This window comes from Paenibacillus luteus (assembly GCF_006542765.1).
Lineage (GTDB): Bacteria > Bacillota > Bacilli > Paenibacillales > Paenibacillaceae > Pristimantibacillus > Pristimantibacillus luteus.
On record NZ_SKCD01000077.1, the window covers coordinates 1 to 26,733 of the forward strand.

The following is a 26,733-nucleotide window of genomic DNA, read 5'->3' on the forward strand; positions in this document are numbered from 1 at the left end:
CGTCACCGGTCCTTATAGAAAAATATGGCTCTACAACAACATTCCTCCATTACCTCTAAGATGTCGATGTTGAAAATCTAAGAACGAGTGAGAATACGGGAGTAAACATTACTTTATAGTGGGAGGTAACACAAATGATATCAAACTATTCTAAAACTAACTATTCCGAGATAGCTGCGCGATTGGCGTTGCTGGCGAACGGATGGACCGTGCATACATCGGACGTCTCCGAGGCTTACGGTATACTCGCAACTGACCCGGTAAACGGCGAGCACTATAAGATCCAGGTCAAAACGATATGCTATCTAGATGAATTAATATTTGATGTAAGAAGGTTTGACGGTACTACTTATGTCCAATCAGAGGCCGATTATATTGTCGCAGTGTACCCAGTAGTCAACCATGAACCGCGAATATTTATTTTCGAAAATGACTCTCGCGAATATTACTGCAGCAGTTCGGCTGGTATGCTAAAACGGTGGGTCAAATTAACGTTTCCAATTGTTGATATAGACGAGTTGTTCTCTGATAGACGTAAAAATCTCGCGTAAACGCAAAAAAGGCGCGACCACAGACGGAATTCACTCCGATAATGGTCGCGCCTTTTTCGTTATTTTGAAATTTCTACTTCATTCTCACCGTGTCCGAGTGTTTCCACAACATACGAACGGATGTTTGAAAAATTCCAAAAGATCGTGTATGATATCGTTGTCTAAGTACCCGATAAATATGCGCTGATTGCGAGGTGAAAACGAAGAAGTTTAACGCAATGGTTACGTAAATATTCATCGGAACGGCGACGCTACCTAGTCCGTAAATTCACCGTTTCAGCTATCGAATATTGACCGAGAAACCGCGCCACTACGCTTTTTATGATACCTTATGCTCAATCCGCAGCTTATCAGCCACCATCGCAATAAATTCGCTATTCGTCGGCTTCGACTTGCTGATATTAATCGTGTAACCGAACAAGTGGCTGATGCTGTCGATGTTGCCGCGTGTCCAAGCGACTTCAATCGCGTGACGGATGGCCCGTTCGACGCGGGATGGCGTCGTTTTGAATTTTTCGGCAATAGCCGGGTACAATGTTTTTGTAATAGCGCCAAGAATTTCAATATTATTGTAAACCATCGTTATAGCTTCACGCAAATATTGATAACCTTTGATATGAGCGGGAACGCCAATTTCGTGAATAATGCTTGTAATGTTGGCATCCAAGTTTTTGCCTTTGGCAATTGGAACAACATTGGATTTCAATGAGGAAGAACCGGTAGAGAAACTTCCCGTCGAGGAGTAAGTTGGATTGCCTACGAGCTGGCGGATACGATTAGCCAAAATATCCATATCAAATGGCTTTAAAATATAATAAGAGGCCCCAAGCTGTACCGCTTTTTGCGTAATATTTTCTTGACCGAAAGCGGTTAACATAATGATTTTCGGCATAGGAGACATATTCATTTCCTTCAAGCGTTCAAGTACGCCTAGCCCGTCTAAGTGAGGCATAATAATATCAAGGATAAGTACATCCGGAATTTTTCTGGCTTCCTCCAAATGTCTCAAAACCTCTTCACCGTTGTACGCGACTCCACTCACACTCATATCACTTTGTTCGGATATGTATTCCGATAACAGGTTAGTAAATTCACGGTTGTCGTCTGCTAATAATACTTCGATCTTATGCAAGTTGTGGTCCTCCTCTAAATGATTTTGAAGTTTTCGCTCACTAGTTGTCTGCTTAAAGTTTTCGACATGGGAAGATGAATTCCTTCTGTCGAAAATTATTTTTCTAGATTTTTTTACGCCGTTTCGATATAATTAAAAATTTGTTACATGTAACGATTCCGTTCGTTATTCTTCGACAAAATTCATCGCTGATTGAACGCATCACGCGTTTTTTAACTATTCCCAAAAAAGAAAAAAAAACGTCTGCTTAGGCTTTGCTTCAGCCTAAACAGACGTCCAATTTAAACGCTATGCAGCTTCTCCAATATGACCATTTGCTGATTTAAGCAGTACCCCTGCATCTTGGAGCATCCATTCAATAAAGCAGCCATAACCAGATGAAGGATCATTGACAAAAACATGTGTAACGGCTCCTACTAGCTTGCCATCCTGAATAATTGGACTTCCTGACATGCCTTGAACAATGCCGCCTGTTTTGCTTAATAATCTTTTATCCGTAATTTTTATGACCATCCCTTTAGTTGCAGGACCCGATTGTTTAGATACATGCGCAATTTCAATATCAAAGCGTTCAACCTTTTGTCCATTTACAACAGTCAAAATCTGTGCAGGCCCTTCTTTGACATCTTCGGCAAAAGCTACGGGAATGGACTTTTCACTGTAGCTATGCGTAGGAACTTCATTCATTTTGCCGAAAATGCCAAACGGAGTATTACGCTCAACATTTCCTAATATTTTGCTTTCTTTCACAAAATGTGCCCTTTTTTCTCCCGGCTCACCATTTTGGCTTTTGTTGATGGACGTAACGCTTGATTGTAAAATCTGACCTTCGCCTACGTCAATTGGTGTTTGTGTATCCATATCCGTAATGACATGTCCTAATGCGCCGTAGACACCTTGATCCGGTGCGTAAAAGGTTAAGGTTCCTACCCCTGCCGCGGAATCACGTATATAAAGTCCTAACCGCCATGCTTTGTCCTGAGCATCGAATACGGGGCTTAGCTGGGTCTTTCCTAATTGACCATCACGCTTATACGTAACCTCGAGTGGTTTCTTCTCGTTTCCTGCCCGCTCACTAAGCTCTGCAACCCTGTGAACCTGATTGATACTGCTACCGTTAATCTTGACAATTAAATCGCCTAGACGCAGCCCAGCAGCCTCTCCAGGTGATTGCTTCATACCATCGCTGCCAGCAACTTGATGATGGCCTACAACTAAAATGCCTGAAGATTTGACTTTAACTCCAATCGTCTGTCCACCTGGAATAACACGCAGATCAGGCACCACATTAACTTTTACAGTTTTGAATGGAATTTTACCAAATAATTTCACTTTCATTTTGGTTTGACCGCTTTGGACTGACTGCAGTGACAGTGGCTCATTCAAATTTACGGAAAGAGAATGACTGGTTGATCCGTTAATCTGAAGCATGTGAGGGTCGACCGTTACTTCTGCATGAACGGGCACTCCGTATTGTAATCGTTTCAGTTGCCCGGAGAATAAACGAAGTTCATTCGGGATTGCGGCAAAGTGTTGAAACGGGGTGGAGCTTCCGATCATGCAAATGAAGAAAACGAGAACTAGGCCAAACCATCGCTTCCTTTGACTGGAGTTCAATGATTTCACGCTCCCTGTATTTCCATCGCATGACGTAGAAGGCTAAGTCGCCATTGGCGTACCTTTAAGTTACCCTCACCCGGTCGTTTTATGTCCGCAAAAACATTCCCTAATTGGCTTCCATTACGCTCCTTTCTGTCTATGTGCCAGATCAAGCATTTCTTGTGCATGATGCCTTGTTTTTTCTGTGATTTCGACCCCACCAAGCATGCGGGCTAACTCATCGATTCGGATCTTTCCGATTAATTCAACGACAGATGTGGAAGTTCTTGCTCCAATCACCTGTTTGCGGATTTCATAATGATGGTCAGCCATACAAGCCACTTGTGGTAAATGCGTGATGGAGAAAACTTGGCATTTCTTCGCAAGCTGTGACATTTTCTCAGCGATTGCTTGGGCTGCTCGTCCGCTCACTCCAGTATCCACCTCATCAAAAATGAGCACAGGAACCTGATCAATCTCGGCAAAGATGCTTTTGAGCGCGAGCATAATCCGAGACATTTCGCCGCCGGAAGCAATTTTATTTAATGGCTTAAGCGGCTCGCCCGGATTGGTGGAAAGCATAAAGATCGCTTCATCCATCCCGTTAGCATGTAGTCGAACATGCTTATTCTCTGCTTGACCTGTGTAGGTTGTATCAATTTGAACACGGAATCTTGCTGATGACATTTGTAGTTGTCCTAGCTCTTTCTCAATCGCCTCAGAAAGCCGTGTAGCAGCATGTTCGCGCAGTTGAGATAGTTCTTTCGCAAGCGTCAAGGCTTGCTCGTATAGACGTGCTTCTTCAAGTTGAAGCTCTTCAAGCATTTGATCTCGGTTTTCGATTTTGTCCCGATCCAAAATCGTGCAATCCAAATAAGCAAGAATATCTGAAATGGATTCACCATACTTACGCTTTAAGCTATTAATAAGATCAAGCCTATCCTCTACTTGGGAAAGCAGATCAGGATCTGACTCAATGCCGTCACGGTAATCACGCAATTGGAATGCAGCGTCTTCCGCTTGATAAAAAGCCGACTGCAGCTGCTCTAATAATGGATTTAATTTTTCGGCATCATAGGTTTGAATATCGATGAGCTTCGCTACCGCTTTACTAACCATATCAAGTCCTTTCCCTCCATACAGCAAGGAATAGGCTTCCGATACGGCATCCATTCTTTTGCCCGCATACATTAGCTTGCGCCGTTGGTCTGTCAGCAATTCATCCTCCAAAGGCTTAAGCTGAGCATTCGTAATTTCTTCAATTTGAAATCGGTACAAATCCAGCATTTGTACATTGTGCCTTGTTGAATTTTCCAGTTCACGCAGTGAGGCTTTAACTTGCTGAAGTTGAGTAAAGAGATGACGGTAATTTTGTTTCCGCTCGATAAGCAAATCTCCTGCGAACAGATCCAGCCACTCTAAATGCTGTTCAGTGCGCAGCAAAGATTGATGCTCATGCTGTCCATGGATATTAACCAGGCACTCGCCGATTTCCCTTAGCATCGTCATTGTAACCAGTTGTCCATTGACGCGGCTGCTGCTCTTGCCATGTGCCGATAGCTCGCGCCGAATAACGAGCATTTCCTCAGAAGAGGCATGTACACCGAGTTTAATTAAAACCGTCCACACTGGATGATGGGTTGCCAGATCAAACAAAGCCTCCATTTCAGCCTTATCACAACCATACCGCACCATGTCTGCGGAACCTCTACCGCCGACAAGCAAGCTTAGCGCGTCAATTAGTATTGATTTGCCTGCACCTGTTTCTCCCGTCAGCACATGAAATCCATGATGAAAAGTAACGTTTACTTCTTCAATGACCGCTAAATTCCGAATAGACAACTCACGCAGCATGGTTTACCCTCCTAATTTAATAATTCAAGCAATCGCTCCACGATTTCTCCACTTTGAACCTTGGTACGACAAATCATCAGTATGGTGTCGTCACCGCATATGGTTCCCATGACTTCAGGCCATTCCATGTTATCAACTAGAGCACCAATGGCATTAGCTGAGCCTGGCAAGCATTTCATAACGACGAGGTTATCCGTAAAGTCTATATGTACAAAATGATCAAGCAATGCTCGCTTTAGCTTGTGAATCGGATTTTGCTTCTGATGGTCTTGAGGTATCGAATAGATGTACTTTCCTTCCCCAGCCGGCACTTTAATAAGCATCAATTCCTTCATATCCCGTGACACGGTGGCTTGGGTAACCTGCATCCCTGAGTCGCGAAGAGCCTCAACCAGTTCTTCTTGCGTTTCTATTGCACGATTGTTAACAATTTCTTTAATACGAAATTGGCGAATGCCTTTCATATAAAAACCTCCATGATTTAAATGTCTGCAATGTGAAATGAAATTTTGCGTATAACCTTGTCCCTCGCATCCACGAACAATATTCCGTCGCATTCAGGCAGAAGGAGCGAATAGACAAGAAGACGTTCCCTTACACCACTTGCCGTCCATTCCATAGGTTTCCGATCTCGTGCTGTTTTCACAATATACGTTTTATTATCCATTACCGCAATATAATCAATGTATAACCGGCTTCCCTTCCCAAGTGGCACATCATCCAGCTTGATCGGAACCGGAACCAAATGCTTTCCTGAACGGACTGTGTAGCCCGCTTGCTCCAGCAAGGCTATGTTTTCATCATCAGACGATAATACTCCACCCTTGCCGAGTGTAAGGCGATTAACGCCTGCAGGCTCATGCAGCCAGCGGTAAAACATCCTAAATAGCCAAATGACGAGTAAACAGCCAGCTGCAAGCATGATAAACCAATCACCATACGTTCCCATCAGCATCCCCCGATTATCATTGGATTGTATCTATAATCGTTCGAGAAGCTGGGGGCTTTTTCCTGTTTGACAAAGATACCGAACGTTTGTTTGCCTTTATACAGTTTATCAAAAACATGACGCTGCTGTAAAGAAAAAAAGATGCCGGCAGCATTTCTTCTGCACGGCACCTTCCTCTTAGTTATATTTCATTTATTCGCAGTAAAGGTTTCACTTGCCTGCTTAACTATTTCTGACAACGCTGCATCATCCGGAATGACGGAATTTGACTCTCCAGACCAGATCCAGTATGCCAAAAACTCAATATTGCCTTCTCCACCTGTAATGGGAGAGAACGTAATATCCTCCAAGGTATACCCAATTTCCGCAGCAGCTGTCAACACCGTACGGAGAACATCCCTGTGAACTCCTGAATCGCGCACGACTCCCGATTTGCCTACTTTCTCACGGCCGGCCTCGAACTGAGGCTTAATGAGCGCCACAATGCCGGAACCAACCGATATTAATTGAGAAAGAGCAGGTAAAATAAGCTTCAAAGATATAAAGGATACATCGATGGAAGCAAAGGTCGGCGGCGGTCCGACTAAATCAGCAGGCTGCGTATAACGAAAGTTGGTACGCTCCATGACATGCACTCGTTCATCCTGTCGCAATGACCAGTCCAGCTGATTATAACCAACATCAACGGCATAGACATAGGCTGCACCATTTTGAAGAGCACAATCGGTAAACCCGCCTGTGGAAGCGCCTATATCCAGCATGACCCGCCCATTCAAGTCAATATTGAACTTCCGAATGGCTTTCTCAAGCTTTAAGCCGCCACGGCTTACATAAGGATGCAGGGCTCCTTTTACCTTAATATCGGCGGTGCGGACAACCTTCGTTCCGCTCTTGTCCACAGGCTCATCATTCACAAGCACGAGCCCTGCCATTAATGCCGCCTTGGCTTTTTCCCTGCTTTCATAAAAGCCGCGTTCAACCAATAGTACGTCTATCCGTTCTTTCGGTGTTGTTGTCATCGTTCTCCCTCAAACATTACTGTTGACCAGTAACACGCTTCATCCGTCTTGGCAGCATAGATTTAAGCTCAGTAGCAACCCTGTCAGCTGTCAGACCAATTTCTTTTCTTTGTTCCTTGATCGTTCCATGCTCCACGAAAATGTCTGGAACGCCAATAATGCGAACAGGCACTCCATAGATTCCCTTAAGTGAATAGAATTCCAGGACTGAGCTGCCTAAGCCGCCAAGTTCAGCGCCTTCCTCGAGCACAATCATGTTTTTACCTTCTGCTGCCAGCGATAATAACATTTGGTCATCAAGAGGCTTGATAAACCGCGCATTAACGATCTGGATATTCAAGCCTTCACGCTTAAGTAAATCTGCGGCTTCCTCAGCTACCTGAATCATCGGGCCAATGGCTACAATAACTCCTGAATCTCCTTCACGCAGCGTCTCCCAGCTGCCGATAGGCAGTGCTTGCGGATCGGCATCCATTTCAACGCCTAAACCAGCAATCCTAGGATATCGAACCGCAATCGGACCATCATTATAATCAACAGCCGTTTTCAGCATCTGTCTGAGTTCATTTTCATCCTTAGGCATCATAATGACCAAATTCGGAATATGTCTAAGGAATGGTATATCGTATACTCCATGATGAGTTTCTCCATCAGGTCCAACGAAACCCGCACGGTCAATTGCAAAAATAACGTTTAAATTTTGGCGGCAAATGTCATGCACGACCTGGTCATAAGCGCGCTGCAGGAAAGTGGAATACACCGCAAAAACAGGCTTCATTCCTTCCATGGCAAGTGCTGCTGACATTGTAGCCGCATGCTGCTCCGCGATTCCTACATCAATCATACGATTGGGAAAGCGTGCGGCGAAAGGCAGCAAACCGGAACCACCGGGCATAGCCGGCGTAACGGCAATAATTCGCTCGTCTTTCTCTGCCAGCTCGATCAGCATCTGACCAAATACATCTGTATATACGGGAGGTCCAACTGCCTTTACGACTTGGCCGGATTCAATTTTGTATGGCGTTATGCCATGCCATTTGAATGAATCCGCTTCGGCTGGCGAATATCCTTTACCCTTCACGGTCAATACATGAACGAGCACAGGTCCTGGCATCGAATCTGCTTGACGCATAATATCAAGCATTTGCTCGATATCATGCCCATCCACTGGGCCTAGGTAAGTGAAGCCAAATTGCTCGAATAAAATCCCGCTTACGAGCAAATATTTCAAACTGTCCTTAAAGCGCTCAGCGGTTTTGGCAAGCTTGCCACCGATCGCTGGAATTTTGTTAAGGAGCTGCTGCAGCTCATCCTTAGCCTTATGATAATGACGATCGGTACGTATTTTGCCTAAATAATGATGAAGTGCTCCAACGTTAGGCGCGATAGACATCTCATTATCATTCAAGATCACAATCAGGTTCTTCTTCTCATGTCCGATATGATTAAGTGCCTCAAGTGCCATACCGCCAGTTAGCGCACCATCACCGATCACCGCGACAACACGATTGGTCTCACCTTTTAAGTCACGGGCAAGCGCCATCCCCATCGCTGCGGACAAGGAAGTACTGCTATGGCCAGCTTCCCACACGTCATGCTCGCTCTCTGCGCGCTTGACAAAGCCGCATAAGCCTTTATATTTGCGCAGTGTATCGAATCTGTCCATGCGGCCAGTTAAAATTTTGTGCACATATGATTGATGCCCTACGTCAAAAATAAACTTATCCTCAGGGCTATTAAATAAATAATGCATCGCTATGGTCAGTTCCACAACTCCCAAGTTAGGAGCCAGATGACCACCCGTAACGGAAAGTTTCTCAATCAAGAACTGGCGGATTTCACCGGCCAGCTGTTCCAATTGAGCCGTTGTTAAACCTTTCAAATCTTGAGGTCCGTTAATATGGTCAAGCAGCACGTTGCTTTCCTCGCTTTCGCGGACAGCCTCTAACTGCCGTCCCATGTACATCTACATTTTACCTATTATAGCATACTGCGATTTTTTTCCCAACCAAAATGGAAAAAGCATGTTGTCTCAATGATCGCGCTGAACAAGATAATCCGCAATTTCGAGCAGCCGTTCTGGCGCTGCCAGCTCTGCTTTAAGTACAGCTGACTTTGCTTCTTGGGTCAGACGCTCAACCTGAGCTTTGCTCTCTTCTATTCCAATCAGGAACGGATAGGTTACTTTATTTTGCTCAACATCACTATTCGTTTTCTTGCCCAGCTTCTTCTCGTCACCGATCAAATCGAGAATATCGTCTTGAATCTGAAAAGCAAGTCCGATGTTCCTGCCGTACCGGGCAAGCAGTTCAAGCTGCTTAGCCGTCGCGCCGCCGATACGTCCCCCTGCTGTTACCGAGAACACGATCAGATCACTTGTTTTATGCAAATGGATGTATTCCAGCTCTGCAATAGAAGTGATGCCTTGCTCGCCAAGCATATCCGCCACTTGTCCGCCAACCATCCCCGGAGCTCCAGCTAATTTGGCTAGATCCTCTACGATAGCAAGCGCAACTTCAGCAGCAATGCCGCCTTGTCGCGAAGCTTGAGCTACTAGATGGAATGCATGCGTCAACAGCGCATCGCCGGCTAAAATCGCCATAGCCTCGCCAAAAACTTTATGATTGGTTGGCTTTCCTCTTCGGAAATCATCGTCATCCATAGCTGGCAAGTCATCATGTATCAGAGAGTAAGTATGAATAAATTCAACGGCGCTGGCAACGGGCATAGCCGCATCAAGTGAAATTTGTCCACTAATAGCCTCCGCAGCTGTTAAAACAAGGGCAGGTCTGAGGCGTTTGCCGCCTGCTTCAAGTGAATACTGCATCGCCTCGCGCAGCCTCTCAGGAACGTCCCATGCAGATGGCACAGATTGTTTAAGCGAAGCTTCGGTCAGCTCCGCGCATTGCGTCAAATACGCTTTTATGGATGGCCTCTCGTTCAAGCTTATTCCCCTTTATCCTCGTTTACATCCGCAAACGGTTTTTTCTGGAAGCCCTGCTCCGTCTCAATCAATACTTCGATTTTGCGCTCGACTTGTTCAAGCTTTCCGCCACACAGTTTCGATAGAATCATACCTTCTTGAAACAGCTCAATGGCGGTCTCAAGAGGAACATCTCCGTTCTCAAGCCTAGATACGATAGAATCGAGACGTTCCATCGCCTCTTCAAAAGTAAGATCGCTATTATTTGTTGCTGCCATTGATTTGATCTCCTCTCAATGAGTCTACACGACAATCCAGTTGACCATCTGCCACCTTGACCTTAACGATGTCGCCCAGCTTTACATCGCGAATCGATTTAATGAGCTGCTGCTCTTGCTTATCATAGACTAGGCTGTAACCTCTGGACATGACCTTAAGTGGGCTTAACGCATCTAACTGCTTCATCGTGCTATGCAGACTGAGTTTTTTTTCTTTCAGCGCCAAAGTCATCGCTTGCTCAAGCTGTTTGCTTGCTGATTGCCATCTCTTGGCGGCAAAAGCTACCCGCTCGCCTGGGTTGTGTCCAGCCAGCGTTGTCTGCAGTCTCGCGAGGCGCGTATGCCCCCGTTCAGCAATTCGCTTTGTCCGATGTTCCAGTTGCTCGGTCAACCGATCAAGCCGCTCTGCGTGATCCAACAAATATCTGCGCGGGTAGAGAAAAAATGGTGAGCGGCGAATTCGCTGCAGCTTATCTTTGTCCGACTGAACGCGATAACGGATGCCTTGCATTAACCGCTGCTGCTGTCGCTGAAGCTGCTGCTGTAATTCCGTTATGCTCGGCACAGCTAGCTCCGCAGCTGCTGTAGGCGTCGCAGCTCTCAAATCAGCTGCAAAATCGGCGATTGTAAAGTCTGTCTCGTGGCCGACCGCGCTAATAACGGGAATTCTTGAAGCTGCGATACTTCTTGCAACCGCCTCCTCGTTGAAAGCCCATAGTTCTTCCAGCGATCCGCCTCCGCGCCCTACAATTAATACGTCGGCTTCGCCAAAACGGTTCATTGCTTCGATCGCTTTTACAATTTCAGGCGCAGCTTGCTTGCCTTGCACAAGCACGGGATAGATATAAACCGGAATTAATGGATATCTCCGCTGCAGTGTAATAATAATATCTTGTACAGCAGCGCCTGTTGGCGATGTAATAACGCCTATTGCACGGGGAAAACGCGGAATCGTACGCTTGCGAGCATCCGAGAACAAGCCTTCTGCACCCAGCTTGCTCTTGAGCTGCTCAAATGCAAGATATAAACTGCCAATGCCGTCAGGCTGCATCGATTGGACATAAAACTGATAATTGCCGTCACGCTCGTAAACTGAAATATTGCCTCTGGCAATAACCTTCGTTCCCTCTTTTGGAATAAAAGGGAGCCTTTGATTATAGGAGGCAAACATGATCGATTTTATCCGGCTATCGCTATCTTTCAGCGTAAAGTACATATGGCCGCTGGAATGATGGGTGAAATTCGAAATTTCACCACGCAGCATAATATCAGAAAGCAGCGGATCCGACTCCATTTTCATCTTAATATAGCGATTAAGTTCCTTTATGGAATAAACCCGAGGCTGTTCTGCCATGCCTGCATCACTCCTTGATTCCGTTTGCCCTTTTTGCTGCTGTAATCGTATTTTTCATAAGCAGTGTAATTGTCATCGGTCCAACGCCGCCTGGGACAGGCGTAATGTATCCCGCTGTATCCAAGCAATCCTCGAAATCAACGTCGCCTGCTAGCTTGCCATTTGGCAACCGGTTAATGCCTACGTCGATTACGATTGCGCCGGGCTTAACGAATTTGCTGTCAATGGCTTTGGCTTTACCGATGGCAACCACCAAGATATCCGCTTGCTTTGCGATTTCTTCCATGTTGGCGGTACGGGAATGACATACCGTTACCGTTGCATTCTCACGCAGCAAAAGCATAGCCACAGGTTTGCCTACGATATTGCTTCTGCCGATGACTACAGCATGCTTGCCCGAAATCTCAACGCCGCTGCGTTTGATGAGTTCAATGACGCCGGCAGGCGTACAAGGAAGCAAACTATCATCACCGATAACCAGATTGCCTACGCTCTCTGGATGGAACCCGTCGACGTCTTTGTCTACGCTTATGGCATCGATAACTGCCTTTTCGTTAATATGCTTCGGAAGAGGAAGCTGAACAAGAATACCGTTAATAGAAGTTTGTTGGTTCAAGCGCTCAATGACAGCAAGCAATTCAGCTTCATTTGTATCCGCAGCAAGCCGGTGCACCTCAGAATAGAATCCAAGCTGCTGGCATGCCTTCTCCTTCGAGCCTACATACACTTTTGAAGCAGGGTCCTCACCTACAAGTACAACGGCTAAACCAGGAACAACGCCCTTTTCCTTTAAGGCTGCAGTTTCCGTAATCATTTCCTCTCGGATCAGGTCGGATATTTTCTTTCCTTCAATGATTTGTGCGCACATAGCTCCAGTCTCCTTTAGCATTCTTCTATAAAATGTTATTGCATTGATATCATTGAATTATGATTTGAGCTCTTCGATTTCTGACAGCAGCTTACCCAGCACGCCATTAACAAACTTGCCGGATTCCTCTGTGCCAAAATGCTTCGCCAGCTCGATCGCTTCGTTGATTGCCGCTTTTGGCGGAACGTCATCGCGGAATACCATCTCGTAGCTCGCGAGTCTTAACACTTGGCGGTCTACTCGCGACAAACGATCGATGTGCCAACCTGTCAAAAACTGCATAAGCATGCCATCGATGGCTTGTTTATGCTCCATTACGCCGAGAACAAGCTCGCGTACGAATTCATCCGTGCTGCCAATCTCTGATGGGTCAGCTCCGATTTCATTTTCCTCGCGCAGCTCATCCATCAGCATATCGACTGCATCCGATGCCGTTACCTCGTTCATTTCCATTTGATATAAACTAGATACTGCTATTTCTCTCGCTAATCTTCGTTTCATGTGACCTCCACGGCAGCTTTATGCCGATAAAATGGTTTTTTCTTATTCTTTCTTTATTCCAAAAAAAACCTATGATCTCCTCCCTGCCACGAATTAGCGGCTTTCCGAAATCCGGAGTACGGAGGAGACCACAGGATCATTTAAACGGCCTGAATCTTTCTAACAACGAATACCAAAGGCGCTGCCATGGAAAGATAGGTCCGTTGCTTGTTTCCTTCTGCACACCAATCCAATAACCGATCGATACAAGCAGCCCTACAAAAAGCATGTCCCAAAAACCGACAATCAAATATAATATCCCAAAAAATAGCCCTGTCGCAGCGCCAGCGGCGCGCTTACCATAGACGGCCCAGAACTCCCTCCACATCAGCAAACTCACCTCTATTCCACGCGACTCTTGAACGTGCCCGATTGAATGATGTTCGCAACATATACCGCAACGTTCATGACAGGTATGCCGGCAATATCCTCAACATGCTCCTTCACGGCGCGCTGTATCTCCTCAGTCAGAACCGGTATGGAGCTTTCTCCGTCCACCACGGCACGAATCACAATATCCAGCCCGGCGTCAGTTGCACGAATGCGTGCGCGAAGATCCTTCACCCCGCGTTGGCGGGACGCTGCTTTTAGCGCCAAATTTTCAATCGTTTCAAGAGAGATGCGAATATCACCAAAGTCAGTTCTTTGATCAATGGATGGTGCAGAAGCTGAACCGCGATGAAGCGATACGATAAAAAACCTCAAGCTAAGGATAAATAGGATGACACCCGTCACGGCTAGCGTAATTTTGATGGCATCTATGCGATAGGCATCGCTTACGAAATCGCTTAAAAGATCTTCGGATATCCAGCCAAAACCTATGGATAGCACAAATACCGATAAACATCCAATAACGATGCTGTATAAAAACAAAAGCAGCTTGTCCACGACCTTAACCAACGTAGCGCCTCCTCCTGCCAAGCCGAATGAAAACCCCCTTGCGCCGAGCGGCATGCCCATTCACGAGGGGGTTGTACGGAATTTAATTAAAAGATCTCTATTTAACTCTGTAGGTAGTCTCTTCTTCTTCCGGTTTATCAGGCGTCTTGAAATGTACATCGTGAATATGTACGTTCACTTCAACAACGTGAAGGCCCGTCATCATCTCGATTGAACGCTTCACATTCCGTTGAATCTCGGAAGCAATCTCGGGAATTCGATTCCCGTACTCAACGATAATAGAAACATCTACCGCCGCTTCACGCTGACCCACTTCAACTTTAACACCTTTGGATAAATTTTTACGACCCAGAAGCTCAACGATGCCTCCAGCAAATCCGCCGCTCATTCCAGCGACTCCATCCACTTCAATCGTAGCTAATCCAGCGATAACTTCAATAACCTCAGGTGCAATTTGAATGGTGCCAATGTCCGTTTTCTCATACTCAGCAGCAATCGTACTCATGATGGCTGTACACCTCCTTAAAGTTGCGCGTACCCGGCGCGAGGCCAAGCAATTAACCGCATCTTGTTAATATACTATAACATTCGTCAAGAAATATGACAAACGATACTACTTGTTCACATTATTGTCGTATTGTCATTCCGGAGCGTTAATATCATGCTCTTCAAGGAACTTGATATCAAAGTTTCCGCTCACGAATTTGGGATGGTTCAGCAGCTTCAAATGGAAAGGAATCGTCGTCCGAATGCCTTCAATGGCAAATTCGGACAATGCACGCTTCATTCTCGCGATTGCTTCCTCCCGCGTAGCTCCCCATACGATTAATTTTGCAATCATGGAATCATAGTGAGGTGAAATCGTATAGCCAGGATATACCGCACTATCGATACGCACGCCAGCACCCCCTGGTGCTAAATAAAAGGGAATCAATCCTGGAGAAGGCATGAAATTCCGTTCGGAATCCTCTGCATTGATCCGGCATTCAATTGACCATCCGTTTATTTTCAGGTCGCTCTGCGCAAAGGAAAGCGGATTGCCTTCTGCGACGGAAATCATTTCTTTAATGAGATCCACATTCGTAATCATTTCAGTTACGGGATGCTCAACTTGGATACGGGTATTCATCTCCATAAAATAGAAGTTCCCATCCGGTCCAAGCAAAAATTCCAGTGTGCCCGCGCCCGAGTAGTTAACAGCAAGTGCAGCACGAACCGCTGCTTGTCCCATTCGATCGCGAAGCTCAGGCGATAAGACAGAACATGGAGCTTCCTCCACCAGTTTCTGGCGGCGGCGCTGAACGGAGCAATCGCGTTCGAACAAATGAACGGCGTTGCCATGCTTGTCGGCCATAATCTGAATTTCCACATGCTTCATACCAGTTAAGTACTTTTCCAAATAAACGCCTGCATTGCCGAATGCCTTCTGAGCTTCCTGCTGTGCAGTCGTAATTTGGGAGATCAGCATCGTCTCGTCATCGGCAATTCGAATGCCTTTGCCGCCGCCTCCTGCCGTCGCTTTAATGATCACCGGATAACCGATTTCACGAGCAACGCGCAAGGCATCATCCATATTCTCGACAAGGCCGTCAGAGCCTGGAATAATCGGCACATCCGCCGTTCTCATCGTCAACTTGGCCACTGCTTTATCGCCCATTCGGTTAATGGCATCTGGTGATGGACCGATAAATGTAATGTTGCAAGACTCGCAAATTTCTGCGAAGTCAGCATTCTCGGCTAGAAAGCCATAACCGGGATGAATGGCATCGCATTCGGTTATTGTAGCTACGCTCATAATATTCGTTAAGTTTAAATAGCTGTCTTTGGACGCGGTTGGCCCGATGCAATAGGCTTCGTCCGCCAGCTTCACGTGAAGTGAATCACGGTCAGCTTCCGAATAAACAGCAACGGTACTAATGCCAAGCTCGCGGCATGCGCGAATAATACGTACCGCAATTTCTCCGCGGTTTGCAATTAATATTTTGTGAAATTTCACGTAGGAACCCCTTTCAAACAACAGTTTCCCTGTTCGGACGTTAACTCACTACTTATTCAGGTTTGACGAGGAACAACGGCTGGCCATACTCCACCAGTTGGCCGTTGGAAACCAAAATTTCCACGATTTCTCCGCGAACCTCAGCTTCGAGCTCGTTCATCAGCTTCATGGCTTCAAGAATGCAAACGACGCTCTTGTCATTTACACGGTCTCCAACTTTAACAAAAGCTGAGGCTTCCGGTGTAGGTGAACTGTAGAATGTACCTACCATAGGTGAGACGATTTGGTGCAAATGATCCGTTGAAGGGCTTGCTGGCACTGTTTCTTGCGCAACTTGCGGCGCTGCAGTTGGGTAAGCTGGTTGAGTTTGTACAGGGGCAGTCGCGTATGTATGCGTAATTGGAGCCGCTTGCACATTCACCACTTCTGTTTTGCCAGGCTTGCGGATGAGCAGGCGAGTCCCTTCGTTTTCGATTTCCAGCTCATGAACGGAGGTTTGATCAACCAATTTGATCAACTCTTTGATCTCGCTCAATTTGAACATGAATATTTTCACTCCTTAAATTTGCGATAGCAAAATTGCCTCCATAGCTTGTGACTATAGAAGGTTTCCATTCCAATCTAAACAATTCTTTCACATAACGTTTAACATTATATCATAAACAAGGCTGAACACGAATCATTTTTTGAACAAGAGTTGCCGGCATCACAAAAAAAGGCCCTGCTTCCACCGGCTGACAAGCTGGTGGAAGCAGGGCCTTTCCGCTGCATTCAAGGTTTTTTCTCTTAAGGGATATACCGAACAGATACTTGATCCGCTCCTACATCCATTGTGCTCATCACCAATTTGATAATATCCGCTGCCTGTTTTTTCTCAAGCTTCTCGGTTGAGACGACCACATCGAACTTATCATTTTGTTCGTCGATTACAACATCCTTAAATTGCTTCAGAAGCTCAGATTCCATGCCAGTCAGCTTGGAGTTTTTTTCCTCAAGCAAACTTAGCTCAGCGACAGCTGCAGAAGCTTCTTCCGGTTTTTTTGTTGTTTCGTTGATCGCTGCATAGATACGATTTTCTTCCTCTGTATTCTTAATCTCCCGCTTCGCGAGCAGCTCGCTGAACACGCCTCCTGCCGCTAGCCCTTGCTCTTCAATCAGATCCAAAGCCTTCTGGTCTGCCTCACTGAGTACAGCACCGTCAACTGGTTTTCCTACTTCGTTAACGACCAGTCCATCATCCTTAGCTGCTGCTTCCGTCGCGTTTTGTGCCGCCTGCTCCGTTTGAGAGCCGTCAGTCAGCACATCTGGCGATTCCACATCCTGTGTAAATAAATAATAAGCCGATAATACCACCATCAAGCTAAGCATTGATACAAGCCATACTGTTTGTCTTTTCGTGTTCATGAGAACACCCTCCCCAACGTTTCAATTTGAATTTTATTGCTTGCTTGGCACAACGGATATCCGATTAACTGGCACGCTAATCCCCTTCTCGACTGCATTGACAATAAGACGTCTGACTGTGGCATTTTCTGCCCCCTTAGCGACAATTAGAATGCCGCGGATATGCGGATTAATCGTTTTGGTCACGATTGGCTTCTGATCTCCCGAAACTTCGTACAGGACGACCTGTCCGTCTTTGGTTATGGAAGTAATGTGCCTCCTGCCTCCGTTCGGATCGTTCTCGTCGGTAACCTGCTGCGATTCCTGCATATTTCGCTCTACAACAACTTCTTCAGTAGAATCAACGGTTACGAGCACGTCCACGCTTCCGACTCCTACAATTTTTTCTAAAATCTCTTTCAGCCTTGTCTCTAACGGATGTTCAATGGCGGCAAATAAAGAGCCTGTTACTGAATCCGAATGGTTCCATGCCTCTTCTGTCTGAGGCGGGGGATTCGGATCCTGCACCGAAGGTTCCACTTGCTTATAGGTTAAAAATGAATTCATAATCATTAGCGCCGCGCCAATCCCCCCAACGATGAGCAGAATTCGCAGCGTCCGTACTCGCTTCGGACCGCTGGGACCGCCGCCAACCGCTGATTCTATGCCTTCCAGCCATTTGGCCACCGCGCCTTACCTCCTCTCCATTCCACGACATTCATTTATTCACCGGCTGCTGTGCCGGCTGTCGTACTCTGATTTGTTCCGATTCGACACCCCAGCCTCTGGTTATCGCTTTACGGATGGCTCCAGCTGTGGCCGGATCGGTCTCGGTCCATTTCCCACCCTCGCGTTCCACCTTACTCTCCTCCTCAGCCCCCCTTGAAGCCTCCCCTCTTTCAGGTGCAGAAGCATCATTAGCCGAAGGCTCGATCTCGATTTGAACAATCACCGGCTGGACACTCTCTACCGCATTTCCATTTCCGATAGCATTCGCCTGGTCTTGAACCGATGCAAGAGTCACTGTAACTTGGCTGATGTAAGGCGTTGGTCTGCCCGATATGGTGACCCACTTCAGAACCGCATCCACTTCATTTACGGTAGCCTTGGTGCTTTGAATCAACTCCTCGCGGATCGCTGCCTCTAGCGTACGTTCAGTCAGCTTTGCTGCTTCTAGCTCCCGCTTATCGCTTATGGCTTCGGCATTTTTTGTAATCTGATTCAATCCGGTCATCTGCACGTCACTCGACATAGCTGTCTTGCTCCACTGCTTCATTCCTTCATCAAGCTTTGCTCCGATATCACTCTGTATCAGCTTTAATATAGGAGACAGGATCGTGAGCAGGATGAACAAACCAACAACGAGCCGTGCGTAACGCTGCATCGCCTTGTTCGGGAGCAGCAGCTCAACGAACACCGCCAGCAAAATGATTGCGATAATATCTCTCAACCAATCGCTCAACCAAGCAACCACAGCTTCCGTCTCCCCCCTTACCTAACCATCATTGCCGCATTTCCTGCAGTCAAAATAATCGTTACTGCAAGAAAAAACATAAGACTAACGGCAGCGAGTGCCGCAAACACATAGATCATGGTCTTGCCAATTGTCTCCAGACAGGCTACAATCGGCGAATCTCCAAGCGGCTGCATAACCGCGGCAGCGATGTTGTAGATAAGCGCCAACGTCAATATTTTGATTGCAGGGAACGCGCTGATGAATAGTAGGATAATTACGCCTGCCAAGCCTATTGCGTTTTTGGCGAGCATCGAAGCAGAAATTACGGTATCCGCAGCGTCCGAGAACATTCTTCCCACAACGGGAACGAAATTGCCAGTTACGAACTTAGCGGTCCTCAGCGTGACTCCATCTGTTACGGCACCCGTAGCGCCTTGGACAGAAATGACCCCGAGAAAAGCCGTGAGCAGAACGCCTAGCACTCCTACGCCGATATTGCGAAGTAGATTAGCTAGCTGTGTAACCTTGAATTTCTCGGATAACGCGCTTGTGATATGCAGCACAGCAGAGAAAAACAATAATGGAAATACAAGTGTATAGATAAGCGTACCCACCGCATGAATCATAAAAATAATCAAGGGATGCAGCACCGATACGGTCACGACGTTTCCCATGGACGCAAGAAGCGTCAGCAGCAGCGGCACCATCGCCAGCATGAACTGAATCATGCTTTCAATGGCTCCTTTCGCATAGCCCATCGCAACATGGAAGCTGTTTACCGCAATTATGATCAGCACCATGTAGGTAATGGAATAGGCCACCTTGCTTACCGCATTACGCTCAAAGGCATTTTGCAACGTTTCAAGCACCATACTGAACACCGTCAGCATCACAATCGTAACTAGCAGCTTCCCGTTATAAAGCACCTCATGCCATAAGTAACGAAAAAGCCCTTGAAGCATGTCCGTGAACTTTAAACCTTCGCCGCCTGGCAAAATCATTTCCATAAAGCTCGGAATCTTCTGCTCTGGGAAATAGCCGCCATAATCGTTTCGAAGCTTGTTCCAGTAGTTCTCGACCGCCCCCGTCTCCAGTCCGCCTAGCTGTTCCATCGCAAGCTCCTTGGATAGCTCCTCCGCTTGCTGACGATCCGGGGCCCCTCCCGTGCCTTCACCGCTTATGGCATAACCGATATTCGGTACGAAAGCGAACAATATCGCCGACACGAGGATGAACAGCAACAGTTTCGCCCTCTCTCGTGCAGGAGTGAGCTTTATCATGAGCATCAGCTCCCATCCGGCAGCAGTCCGATTACCGTCTCGACGATCACGCTTATAATGGGAACGGCCATGACGAGTATAAACACTTTGCCGGCAAATTCGATTTTTGAAGCGATGCCCTCTTGCCCTGCATCCCTGACGATTTGCGCGCCAAACTCCGCAATGTACGCAATCCCGATTATTTTCAGAATCGTCTTCAAGTAGATGGACGGGATGCCTGAGCGGTTAGCCAGATCCTCAAGAACCGTGATGACGATCTCGATTTTGCCAATCAAATACAGGAAGATGAATATCCCCGTAAAAGCAGCCAGCAAAAATGCGAACATCGGCTTCTGCTCTCGAACGACCAGGATAAGAACAGTTGCCATTAAGCCAAGTCCGACGATTTGAATCATTTCCATTCCGGTTCACCTGCTTGCCTCAGCGCCTAACTTCTGACGTCTATTGAAACAAAAAAATGGTTTTAATTTCCTGGAACAACTCATTCAAGAGCCGAACCACCATAAACAGCACGACAACAAAACCGATAAGCGTAACCCAATGCGCCATATCTTCCTTGCCCATTTGCTTCAGTACCGAATGTATCATTGCGATAACAATTCCGATTCCGGCAATTTGGAAAATGGCGCTCACATCCATGCTCATTTGTGCGGCACCCCACTACAACATCAAAATGACGACCAGCACAGCGATCAATATCCCGAGACTTTTCCACATTTTCTCGTAACGCCCCTGATCGTCTCTCGCTGCGTCCTCCTCTGCCTTCAATTGCAACAATGCTAGATGGATATGTTTCATTTGGTCTTCTTTATCGCTAATTCCCAGCGTAGAGCCCAGCCGAATAAGCACTGCCTGCTCGTTTTTTCGCATGGATGTCAATTCCCATTGATCATTAATGGCTTGTTCCCAGCTATCGCTGAAGCTCAAGCTTTCCGTTTCCCAAATGCCGTTTGCCGCCTTTCGAAAAATCGAAGCCAGTGGTTCCGGCGTTGCGGATGCGGTTCTCTCCAGCGCTTCAGGCAGCGGCGTGTGTCCAAAGCCGATCTCTGTTTCCAGCCGTTGTAGTGCGTGAGCGAGCTGCCGCAGCTGCCTTGGGCGCTCTGCGAATTTGGCCGCCTGCTGAAAGCCGATCATCGTGCCTGCGAACAAAACCAAAACAGCGCCGAGCATCTTGATCACGGATCATCAGCTCGATGCCGCCCTGCGAGGGCATGTACCGATTCTGACGCTAAGCGCTGCAAGGCAGATGCCTCTCGTGAAGAAGCCCGTCCAATAACCGATTCAGCTGGTACCACCCGGTGCATAATGCCCTGCTCAGTCCGCCTCAGTTCAACGACATACTTGAATGCCCCTTCATCAAGCAATTTTTGAAGCACGGGCCTGCCTCTGGCATCCTGGAGATCATAGGCATGCGCCGTTGCGACGATGCTGATTCCCGCGTGGCTTGCCTCCCGAATCGCTTCGGCATCCTCAGGTCTGCCGATCTCGTCAGCAATCAGCACTTCAGGCGACATGGAACGCACCAGCATCATCATCCCTTCCGCTTTCGGACAAGCATCCATGACATCTGTTCGTGGTCCCACATCAAAGGTAGGGATGCCGCGGACGCATGCAGCAATTTCAGATCTTTCATCGACAATCCCCACTTTCCTTCCCTGCCAACCGCTGCTCTCCAGCGACGGCCAGAGGCCGTAGCTGACCGACCTTGCAATATCCCGAATAAGAGTCGTTTTCCCTTGCTGAGGCGGAGCAAGAATGAGTGTAGAGTGAAGCGTTTTTCTCGTTCGGTCAATCAGCTTGGGCAGTAAATGCGCGCTTGCGCCGATTACCTCTCTTGCAACGCGGATATTGAAGGCACCAATGTCACGAATGCCTCGAACTACCCCGCCATCAAGAATCGTGCGGCCAGCCAGTCCAATGCGATGACCTCCCGAAACGGTAATAAACCCTCTTCGCAGCTCCTCCTCCATCGCGTACAAAGAATAGTTGGTAATGCGCTCTAGCAGCTTGCGGCATGTGTCTGCCGAAGGTTTGTATGCTCCGTCGGCAGCTTGCCTCAGCGAGCCGTCCATCATCATAAATCGGGATTGTCCACGAAAACCGATTTCCAGCGGTCTTCCCTCGCGAATCCGAATTTCCTCCAACTGCTCCTGCATCGATTCAGGAAGGCGCTCCAGCAGCGTCTTCAGCTCCAAAGGCAGTAAATGCGCCACTCTTGCCAGCATGCGTTCATCACTCCCGGATGTTTGTCCTACGTAGTTCTTATTTGTATGCAGCCCAAGCGAAAATATGACAACCCTGCTCATTTATTGATAGAGTCGCAATCTATTATTTTTTCAAAATACCAATCATCAAACAGATGACCCCCGCTCCTACCCATAGAAATTTGGACGGCGACAGCTTGTCTGAAAGACCGACAAGACCAACCGTCGTCGTAGCAATCAAGATTAGCGGCCCTACTAGTGCAAGAGACGAGTTGACAACAAGCGCTTTGTCGATTTGGTTCAACCTGAGCATGAGCAGCGCGGCGCAAATTTCGATCGTGCCCGATGTCAACCGCAGCGACGCCATGGTAAGTACAATTTTGTTCAGCATAACGAGATGACCTCCCTTCACATTAGGAATGTTCTTTTAACATATGCATGCTTGTCTGCCTTTCATGCCGGACACCAGCCCAGGAATAAGCGCATATAGTAAAGTATTGGGCAAGGGAAGGGCGGAATAACGAACATGCAAGTACAGGTGATCTCCAGTGTGAATGAAGCCAGCACCGCAAAATTTCATCATAAAACAGCGATTATTATCGATGTCCTGCGTGCAACAAGCACGATTGTTACGGCTATCGCTTCGGGGGCGTTATGTGTCGTTCCGGCTGAAACGGTGATGGAGGCAAGAGCGCTTCAACGCGCAGGGGACTTGCTAGGCGGCGAGAGGTTCTGCCGAAAAATCGCAGGTTTTGATCTTGGGAATTCCCCAGAGGAGTATACCGAACAGGTCGTAGCTGGCAAAAGAATCATTCTGACGACGACGAATGGCACACGGGCTATTCACAAGTCGATGCGAGCCGACCATGTCCTGACCGCTTCTCTATTAAATGCGGAGGCTTGCGCACGGGCAGCCGTTGAGCTGCGACGGGATGTGGTGATCCTATGCGCAGGCAGTCATGACGAATTTGCGATAGAGGATGGCCTGTGTGCGGGATTTGTGCTGGAGAAGCTTCATATACTTTGTCCAGTAGCAGTTGAAATGGATGACTTTGGTTCTGCTATGCTAGGTTTATACCGAAATCGTTCGACACAGATAAGAGAAACAATGATGAATGGCATTACGGGGAGAAAGTTATTAAAGCTCGGTTTGCGCAAAGACATCGAGGCCTGTTCTTCTATCGACATCTACCAAGATGTGCCAAGATTAAATGGTGACCAGTTAACACGTAATTAACAAAACGATATAACTTAAACTGCCCATTTGCGTTTTTAACGCTTCGAGAGTAGATCATTCTAGCCATTTTGCTCATCAAAACAAAAAGAAGGCATGCTCTGCAGATTGCAGGGCATGCCTTCTTTTCTATATCTGTTTCAATTAACGACGATCTTGTGGACCGCCTACAAAAGCTTGCTCAGCTGTATCTAGGCCATATGCCGTATGAAGCGCACGCACGACATCATTCAAAGGCTCAGCGACGATAACGCAAGAGCACTTGATTTCCGAAGTGCTGACCATCTTGATGCTGACGCCAATGGAAGAGATCGTTTCGAACATTTTCGCTGCAACACCTGGATTGCTGACCATGCCTGCTCCAACAATGGATACCTTAACAAGATCGGATTCAGATGTCGTCTCACGATAAGGAACCGTACTGCGGATGCCTTCGATAACCGAAATTGCTTTATCCTTATCATCGCCCGAGAGCGTGAAGGAGAAGTCGGCTTTCCCGTCTTGCACACCGCTTTGAACGATAATATCGACATCAATGCCGTTGCTCGCCAATGCGCCGAACACATGGGCTAGCACTCCCGGAACATCCTCTACACCCATAATGCTGATTCTTGCTACATTTTTGTCAAACGCGATGCCGCGAACGACCACGCCTTGCTCCATGACCGCTTCCTCCTTCACACTTGTTCCTTCATTTTGGGTAAAGCTCGAGCGCACAACAAGCTTCACATTGTTATGTTTGGCGTATTCCACGGCACGCGGATGCAATACAGCCGCTCCCAAATTGGCAAGCTCAAGCATTTCATCATATGAGATTTCATTCAGCTTGCGTGCATTTTTCACTACGCGCGGATCGGTTGAATAAATCCCATCCACATCCGTATAGATTTCGCACACGTCCGCCTTCATTGCTGCTGCCATGGCAACCGCTGTCGTGTCGGACCCGCCGCGACCGAGTGTCGTAATCTCTCCATCCTCAGTCATTCCTTGGAAGCCTGCGATAATCGCAACATTGCCCTGCTCCAGCGCTGTAAAGACGCGCTTAGGATGAATATTAGTCATCTTAGCCTTGCTATGAACCGCTTCCGTACGGATGCCTGCTTGCCATCCAGTAAACGAAACAGCCTTTCCTCCAAGCTGGTGAACGGTCATCGATAACAGCGCTATCGATATTTGCTCCCCAACAGTCAATAGCATATCCATCTCGCGCGCCGGCGGATTTGGATTCAGCTGTTTGGACTGATCGATTAAATCGTCAGTCGTATCTCCCATGGCAGAAACAACAACAACAATGTCGTTGCCCTCTTGCTGCCTGTCAATTATTCGCTTCGCTACACGCTGCATCCGCTCCGGCGATCCTACGGAGCTGCCGCCAAACTTCATCACTATCAACGACAAAGCTGATTCACTCCCAACCCTGACATATACATACAAGTCAATATTATATCACAGCGAATGCTCCTATGGGTATATCCGATTGCAAAAAAAATAACCGCCCGAGTTGCATCGGACGGTTAAACAGGCTGCTGCTAAGCGCGCGAGATGTATTTACCTTCGCGAGTATCGACCAGCAACACGTCGCCTTCGTTAATGAAAAGTGGAACTTGTACATTAAGGCCTGTTTCTACCTTAGCTGTTTTCGTTGCGCCTTGCGCTGTATTTCCTTTTACGCCCGGCTCTGTTTCAACAACTTTAAGCTCAACGCTGTTTTGCATTTGAATACCAAGAATTTCACCTTGGTAGCTCGAGATGTTTACGTTCATGTTTTCTTTCAGGAAGTTAAGCTCCCACTCCAGCTGCTTCTTCTCCAGGTTGAACTGGTCAAACGTTTCATTATCCATGAACGTGTATTCCGATCCGGAATTATAAAGGTATTGCACCTCACGGTTTTCGATAATGGCGCGGCCAATGCTCTCGCCTGCACGGAATGTTTTCTCAACAACGTTGCCGTTGCGAAGGTTTTTCAGCTTGGAGCGAACGAAAGCCGCGCCTTTGCCAGGCTTAACGTGCTGGAAGTCAAGAACGGTGTAAATATCGGTATCTACTTGTACGGTTAAGCCTGTCTTAAAATCGTTTACTGAAATCATTGCTGATTCCCTCCTGAATGAATAGTCCTTACCCCAGAGTGATCAAGTCCTTCGGAGATGAGGTTAATATTTTAATACCGGTTTCCGTAATAACGATGTCATCCTCAATGCGCACGCCGCCAAAGCCTGGTACGTAAATGCCGGGTTCAACCGTAACCGTCATGCCGGGGGTTAAAATCGTTTCGCTTAGCTTTGACAATCTTGGCGCTTCATGAATTTCCATGCCAAGTCCGTGTCCAGTACCATGGCCGAACAGGTCGCCATATCCGTATTTCGTGATGATGTCACGAGTCAGGGCATCCGCTTCGCGGCCTGTCATGCCAGGCTTGATATGCGCAAGTGCATGCAGTTGCGCTTCAAGCACGATATTGTAGATTTCCAAATGCTTGGCCGTTGGAGTCCCGACAACGATGGTTCGTGTCAAATCAGAACAATACCCGTTATAATAGGCGCCAAAGTCAAGTTTAACAAACTCATTATTGCCGATAATCCGGTCACTGGCAACCCCATGCGGCAAAGCGGAACGCTCACCGGAAGCTACGATGGTATCGAAGGACGATGAAGTTGCGCCGTGACTGCGCATATACACTTCCATCTCAAGAGCAATATCCGATTCGCGCACACCCGGGCGGATAACGTTCAAAATATGCTTGAAGGTATGGTCTGCAAGATCTGCAGCTTCCTGCATAATTTGCAGCTCAGCTTCATCTTTAATAATACGCAGCTTCTCTACAAGACCAGAAGCAGGCTCAAGCGTAATCCCGTTCAACGTTTTGGACCACGCGGTAAACTCACTGTAAACAACATGATCCTGCTCGAAAGCCAGCTTGGTCAGCTTGCTCTGATCAAGAAGCTCAAGCACATCCACAAGCGGGTTAGGCCCGTGCTCAACGATGTGGAAGCCGCTCGCCTGCTGCGGGGCTTGTGTGCGATAGCGAAAATCTGTAAGCAGATAGCTTTCGCTGTGCGTAATGAGCACCATGCCTGAAGAGCCTGTGAAGCCGCTTATGTAGCGCCGGTTGTGCTCGCTTCCAATTAATATCGCTTCAAAGCGATGTTCTTCCATCAGTTGACGAAGTCGCTTTACTCTAGCGTTTGGCATAATCGCTTCACCCTTTCTTCTTTT

At 47.3% G+C, this 26,733-nt stretch carries 31 protein-coding genes; 2 read left to right on the forward strand and 29 right to left on the reverse strand.

Annotated elements, in window-relative coordinates; all coding sequences use genetic code 11:
• The first annotated feature begins 188 nt into the window (after positions 1-188).
• The gene (locus E0496_RS36315; protein WP_206669927.1) at positions 189-551 is read left to right on the forward strand and encodes a hypothetical protein; all 363 of its coding nucleotides are present in this window, start codon (positions 189-191) and stop codon (positions 549-551) included.
• A gap of 319 nt (positions 552-870) precedes the next feature.
• Here the strand turns inward: E0496_RS36315 and spo0A are convergent, their stop codons facing one another.
• From spo0A to E0496_RS32085, 26 genes are all read right to left on the reverse strand, one after another.
• The gene (gene spo0A, locus E0496_RS31960) at positions 871-1,683 is read right to left on the reverse strand and encodes a sporulation transcription factor Spo0A (RefSeq protein WP_139994533.1); all 813 of its coding nucleotides are present in this window, start codon (positions 1,681-1,683) and stop codon (positions 871-873) included.
• A gap of 288 nt (positions 1,684-1,971) precedes the next feature.
• On the reverse strand, positions 1,972-3,300 hold the full coding sequence (gene spoIVB / locus E0496_RS31965) for a SpoIVB peptidase (protein ID WP_141505997.1): 1,329 nt from the start codon (positions 3,298-3,300) through the stop codon (positions 1,972-1,974).
• A gap of 123 nt (positions 3,301-3,423) precedes the next feature.
• Positions 3,424-5,136, reverse strand: coding sequence for a DNA repair protein RecN (gene recN / locus E0496_RS31970; RefSeq protein WP_141505998.1), 1,713 nt, complete (start codon positions 5,134-5,136; stop codon positions 3,424-3,426).
• Positions 5,137-5,147: 11 nt separating this feature from the next.
• Positions 5,148-5,600, reverse strand: coding sequence for a transcriptional regulator AhrC/ArgR (gene ahrC, locus E0496_RS31975; RefSeq protein ID WP_139994527.1), 453 nt, complete (start codon positions 5,598-5,600; stop codon positions 5,148-5,150).
• Between the two features lie 17 nt (positions 5,601-5,617).
• Positions 5,618-6,085, reverse strand: a complete 468-nt coding sequence (locus E0496_RS31980) for a hypothetical protein (RefSeq protein WP_141505999.1) — start codon at positions 6,083-6,085, stop codon at positions 5,618-5,620.
• Between the two features lie 188 nt (positions 6,086-6,273).
• Positions 6,274-7,104, reverse strand: coding sequence for a TlyA family RNA methyltransferase (locus tag E0496_RS31985; protein ID WP_141506000.1), 831 nt, complete (start codon positions 7,102-7,104; stop codon positions 6,274-6,276).
• Positions 7,105-7,120: 16 nt separating this feature from the next.
• Positions 7,121-9,064 (reverse strand): 1-deoxy-D-xylulose-5-phosphate synthase, encoded by a 1,944-nt coding sequence (gene dxs / locus E0496_RS31990; protein WP_175598154.1) that lies wholly within the window; start codon positions 9,062-9,064, stop codon positions 7,121-7,123.
• A 72-nt stretch (positions 9,065-9,136) separates the two neighbouring features.
• Positions 9,137-10,048: a polyprenyl synthetase family protein gene (locus tag E0496_RS31995; RefSeq protein ID WP_141506001.1), complete on the reverse strand. Its 912-nt coding sequence runs from the start codon at positions 10,046-10,048 to the stop codon at positions 9,137-9,139.
• 2 nt (positions 10,049-10,050) lie between these two features.
• Entirely contained in the window at positions 10,051-10,305 is a 255-nt protein-coding gene (gene xseB, locus E0496_RS32000; RefSeq protein WP_141506002.1) for an exodeoxyribonuclease VII small subunit, read from the reverse strand.
• A complete protein-coding gene (xseA, locus tag E0496_RS32005) occupies positions 10,289-11,659 on the reverse strand; it encodes an exodeoxyribonuclease VII large subunit (protein ID WP_141506003.1) in 1,371 nt (456 codons plus the stop codon). The genes xseB and xseA overlap by 17 nt, the downstream gene beginning before the upstream one ends.
• 7 nt (positions 11,660-11,666) lie before the next feature.
• Complete coding sequence (gene folD, locus E0496_RS32010) at positions 11,667-12,527, reverse strand: bifunctional methylenetetrahydrofolate dehydrogenase/methenyltetrahydrofolate cyclohydrolase FolD (protein ID WP_141506004.1); 861 nt, start codon at positions 12,525-12,527, stop codon at positions 11,667-11,669.
• Between the two features lie 57 nt (positions 12,528-12,584).
• Positions 12,585-13,028 carry a transcription antitermination factor NusB gene (gene nusB, locus E0496_RS32015; protein WP_141506005.1) on the reverse strand — a complete coding sequence of 148 codons (444 nt, stop codon included), beginning with the start codon at positions 13,026-13,028 and terminating at the stop codon, positions 12,585-12,587.
• A gap of 136 nt (positions 13,029-13,164) precedes the next feature.
• Positions 13,165-13,395 (reverse strand): DUF2273 domain-containing protein, encoded by a 231-nt coding sequence (locus E0496_RS32020; RefSeq protein WP_141506006.1) that lies wholly within the window; start codon positions 13,393-13,395, stop codon positions 13,165-13,167.
• A gap of 14 nt (positions 13,396-13,409) precedes the next feature.
• Positions 13,410-13,967 (reverse strand): alkaline shock response membrane anchor protein AmaP, encoded by a 558-nt coding sequence (gene amaP, locus E0496_RS32025; RefSeq protein WP_139994509.1) that lies wholly within the window; start codon positions 13,965-13,967, stop codon positions 13,410-13,412.
• A gap of 97 nt (positions 13,968-14,064) precedes the next feature.
• Positions 14,065-14,472 (reverse strand): Asp23/Gls24 family envelope stress response protein, encoded by a 408-nt coding sequence (locus E0496_RS32030; protein ID WP_139994507.1) that lies wholly within the window; start codon positions 14,470-14,472, stop codon positions 14,065-14,067.
• Between the two features lie 135 nt (positions 14,473-14,607).
• A complete protein-coding gene (gene accC / locus E0496_RS32035) occupies positions 14,608-15,963 on the reverse strand; it encodes an acetyl-CoA carboxylase biotin carboxylase subunit (RefSeq protein WP_141506007.1) in 1,356 nt (451 codons plus the stop codon).
• A 52-nt stretch (positions 15,964-16,015) separates the two neighbouring features.
• Positions 16,016-16,507: an acetyl-CoA carboxylase biotin carboxyl carrier protein gene (gene accB / locus E0496_RS32040; RefSeq protein WP_141506008.1), complete on the reverse strand. Its 492-nt coding sequence runs from the start codon at positions 16,505-16,507 to the stop codon at positions 16,016-16,018.
• A gap of 242 nt (positions 16,508-16,749) precedes the next feature.
• Complete coding sequence (locus tag E0496_RS32045) at positions 16,750-17,367, reverse strand: SpoIIIAH-like family protein (protein WP_141506009.1); 618 nt, start codon at positions 17,365-17,367, stop codon at positions 16,750-16,752.
• Positions 17,368-17,400: 33 nt separating this feature from the next.
• Positions 17,401-18,033 (reverse strand): stage III sporulation protein AG, encoded by a 633-nt coding sequence (gene spoIIIAG / locus E0496_RS32050; protein WP_141506010.1) that lies wholly within the window; start codon positions 18,031-18,033, stop codon positions 17,401-17,403.
• A gap of 31 nt (positions 18,034-18,064) precedes the next feature.
• Positions 18,065-18,808, reverse strand: coding sequence for a stage III sporulation protein AF (gene spoIIIAF / locus E0496_RS32055; protein ID WP_206669928.1), 744 nt, complete (start codon positions 18,806-18,808; stop codon positions 18,065-18,067).
• 29 nt (positions 18,809-18,837) lie between these two features.
• Positions 18,838-20,082, reverse strand: coding sequence for a stage III sporulation protein AE (gene spoIIIAE, locus E0496_RS32060; RefSeq protein ID WP_241675067.1), 1,245 nt, complete (start codon positions 20,080-20,082; stop codon positions 18,838-18,840).
• A 5-nt stretch (positions 20,083-20,087) separates the two neighbouring features.
• A complete protein-coding gene (gene spoIIIAD, locus E0496_RS32065; RefSeq protein ID WP_139994493.1) occupies positions 20,088-20,483 on the reverse strand; it encodes a stage III sporulation protein AD in 396 nt (131 codons plus the stop codon).
• Positions 20,484-20,523: 40 nt separating this feature from the next.
• Positions 20,524-20,727: a stage III sporulation protein AC gene (gene spoIIIAC, locus E0496_RS32070; protein WP_141506013.1), complete on the reverse strand. Its 204-nt coding sequence runs from the start codon at positions 20,725-20,727 to the stop codon at positions 20,524-20,526.
• A gap of 15 nt (positions 20,728-20,742) precedes the next feature.
• Complete coding sequence (gene spoIIIAB / locus E0496_RS32075) at positions 20,743-21,261, reverse strand: stage III sporulation protein SpoIIIAB (protein ID WP_141506014.1); 519 nt, start codon at positions 21,259-21,261, stop codon at positions 20,743-20,745.
• Positions 21,258-22,307, reverse strand: a complete 1,050-nt coding sequence (gene spoIIIAA / locus E0496_RS32080; protein ID WP_141506015.1) for a stage III sporulation protein AA — start codon at positions 22,305-22,307, stop codon at positions 21,258-21,260. The genes spoIIIAB and spoIIIAA overlap by 4 nt, the downstream gene beginning before the upstream one ends.
• A gap of 103 nt (positions 22,308-22,410) precedes the next feature.
• Positions 22,411-22,677 (reverse strand): YqhV family protein, encoded by a 267-nt coding sequence (locus tag E0496_RS32085; protein ID WP_139994485.1) that lies wholly within the window; start codon positions 22,675-22,677, stop codon positions 22,411-22,413.
• Between the two features lie 135 nt (positions 22,678-22,812).
• Here E0496_RS32085 and E0496_RS32090 point away from each other — a divergent pair, with 135 nt between their 5' ends.
• Positions 22,813-23,523 carry a 2-phosphosulfolactate phosphatase gene (locus E0496_RS32090; RefSeq protein ID WP_141506016.1) on the forward strand — a complete coding sequence of 237 codons (711 nt, stop codon included), beginning with the start codon at positions 22,813-22,815 and terminating at the stop codon, positions 23,521-23,523.
• Positions 23,524-23,664: 141 nt separating this feature from the next.
• On the opposite strand, the gene E0496_RS32095 is transcribed toward E0496_RS32090, so the two are convergent.
• The 3 genes from E0496_RS32095 to E0496_RS32105 all read right to left on the reverse strand — a co-directional run bounded on the left by E0496_RS32095 (position 23,665) and on the right by E0496_RS32105 (position 26,709).
• Positions 23,665-24,918 (reverse strand): aspartate kinase, encoded by a 1,254-nt coding sequence (locus tag E0496_RS32095; RefSeq protein ID WP_141506017.1) that lies wholly within the window; start codon positions 24,916-24,918, stop codon positions 23,665-23,667.
• Between the two features lie 131 nt (positions 24,919-25,049).
• Entirely contained in the window at positions 25,050-25,607 is a 558-nt protein-coding gene (efp, locus tag E0496_RS32100) for an elongation factor P (protein ID WP_141506018.1), read from the reverse strand.
• Between the two features lie 28 nt (positions 25,608-25,635).
• Positions 25,636-26,709 (reverse strand): M24 family metallopeptidase, encoded by a 1,074-nt coding sequence (locus E0496_RS32105; protein WP_141506019.1) that lies wholly within the window; start codon positions 26,707-26,709, stop codon positions 25,636-25,638.
• Positions 26,710-26,733: the final 24 nt, after the last annotated feature.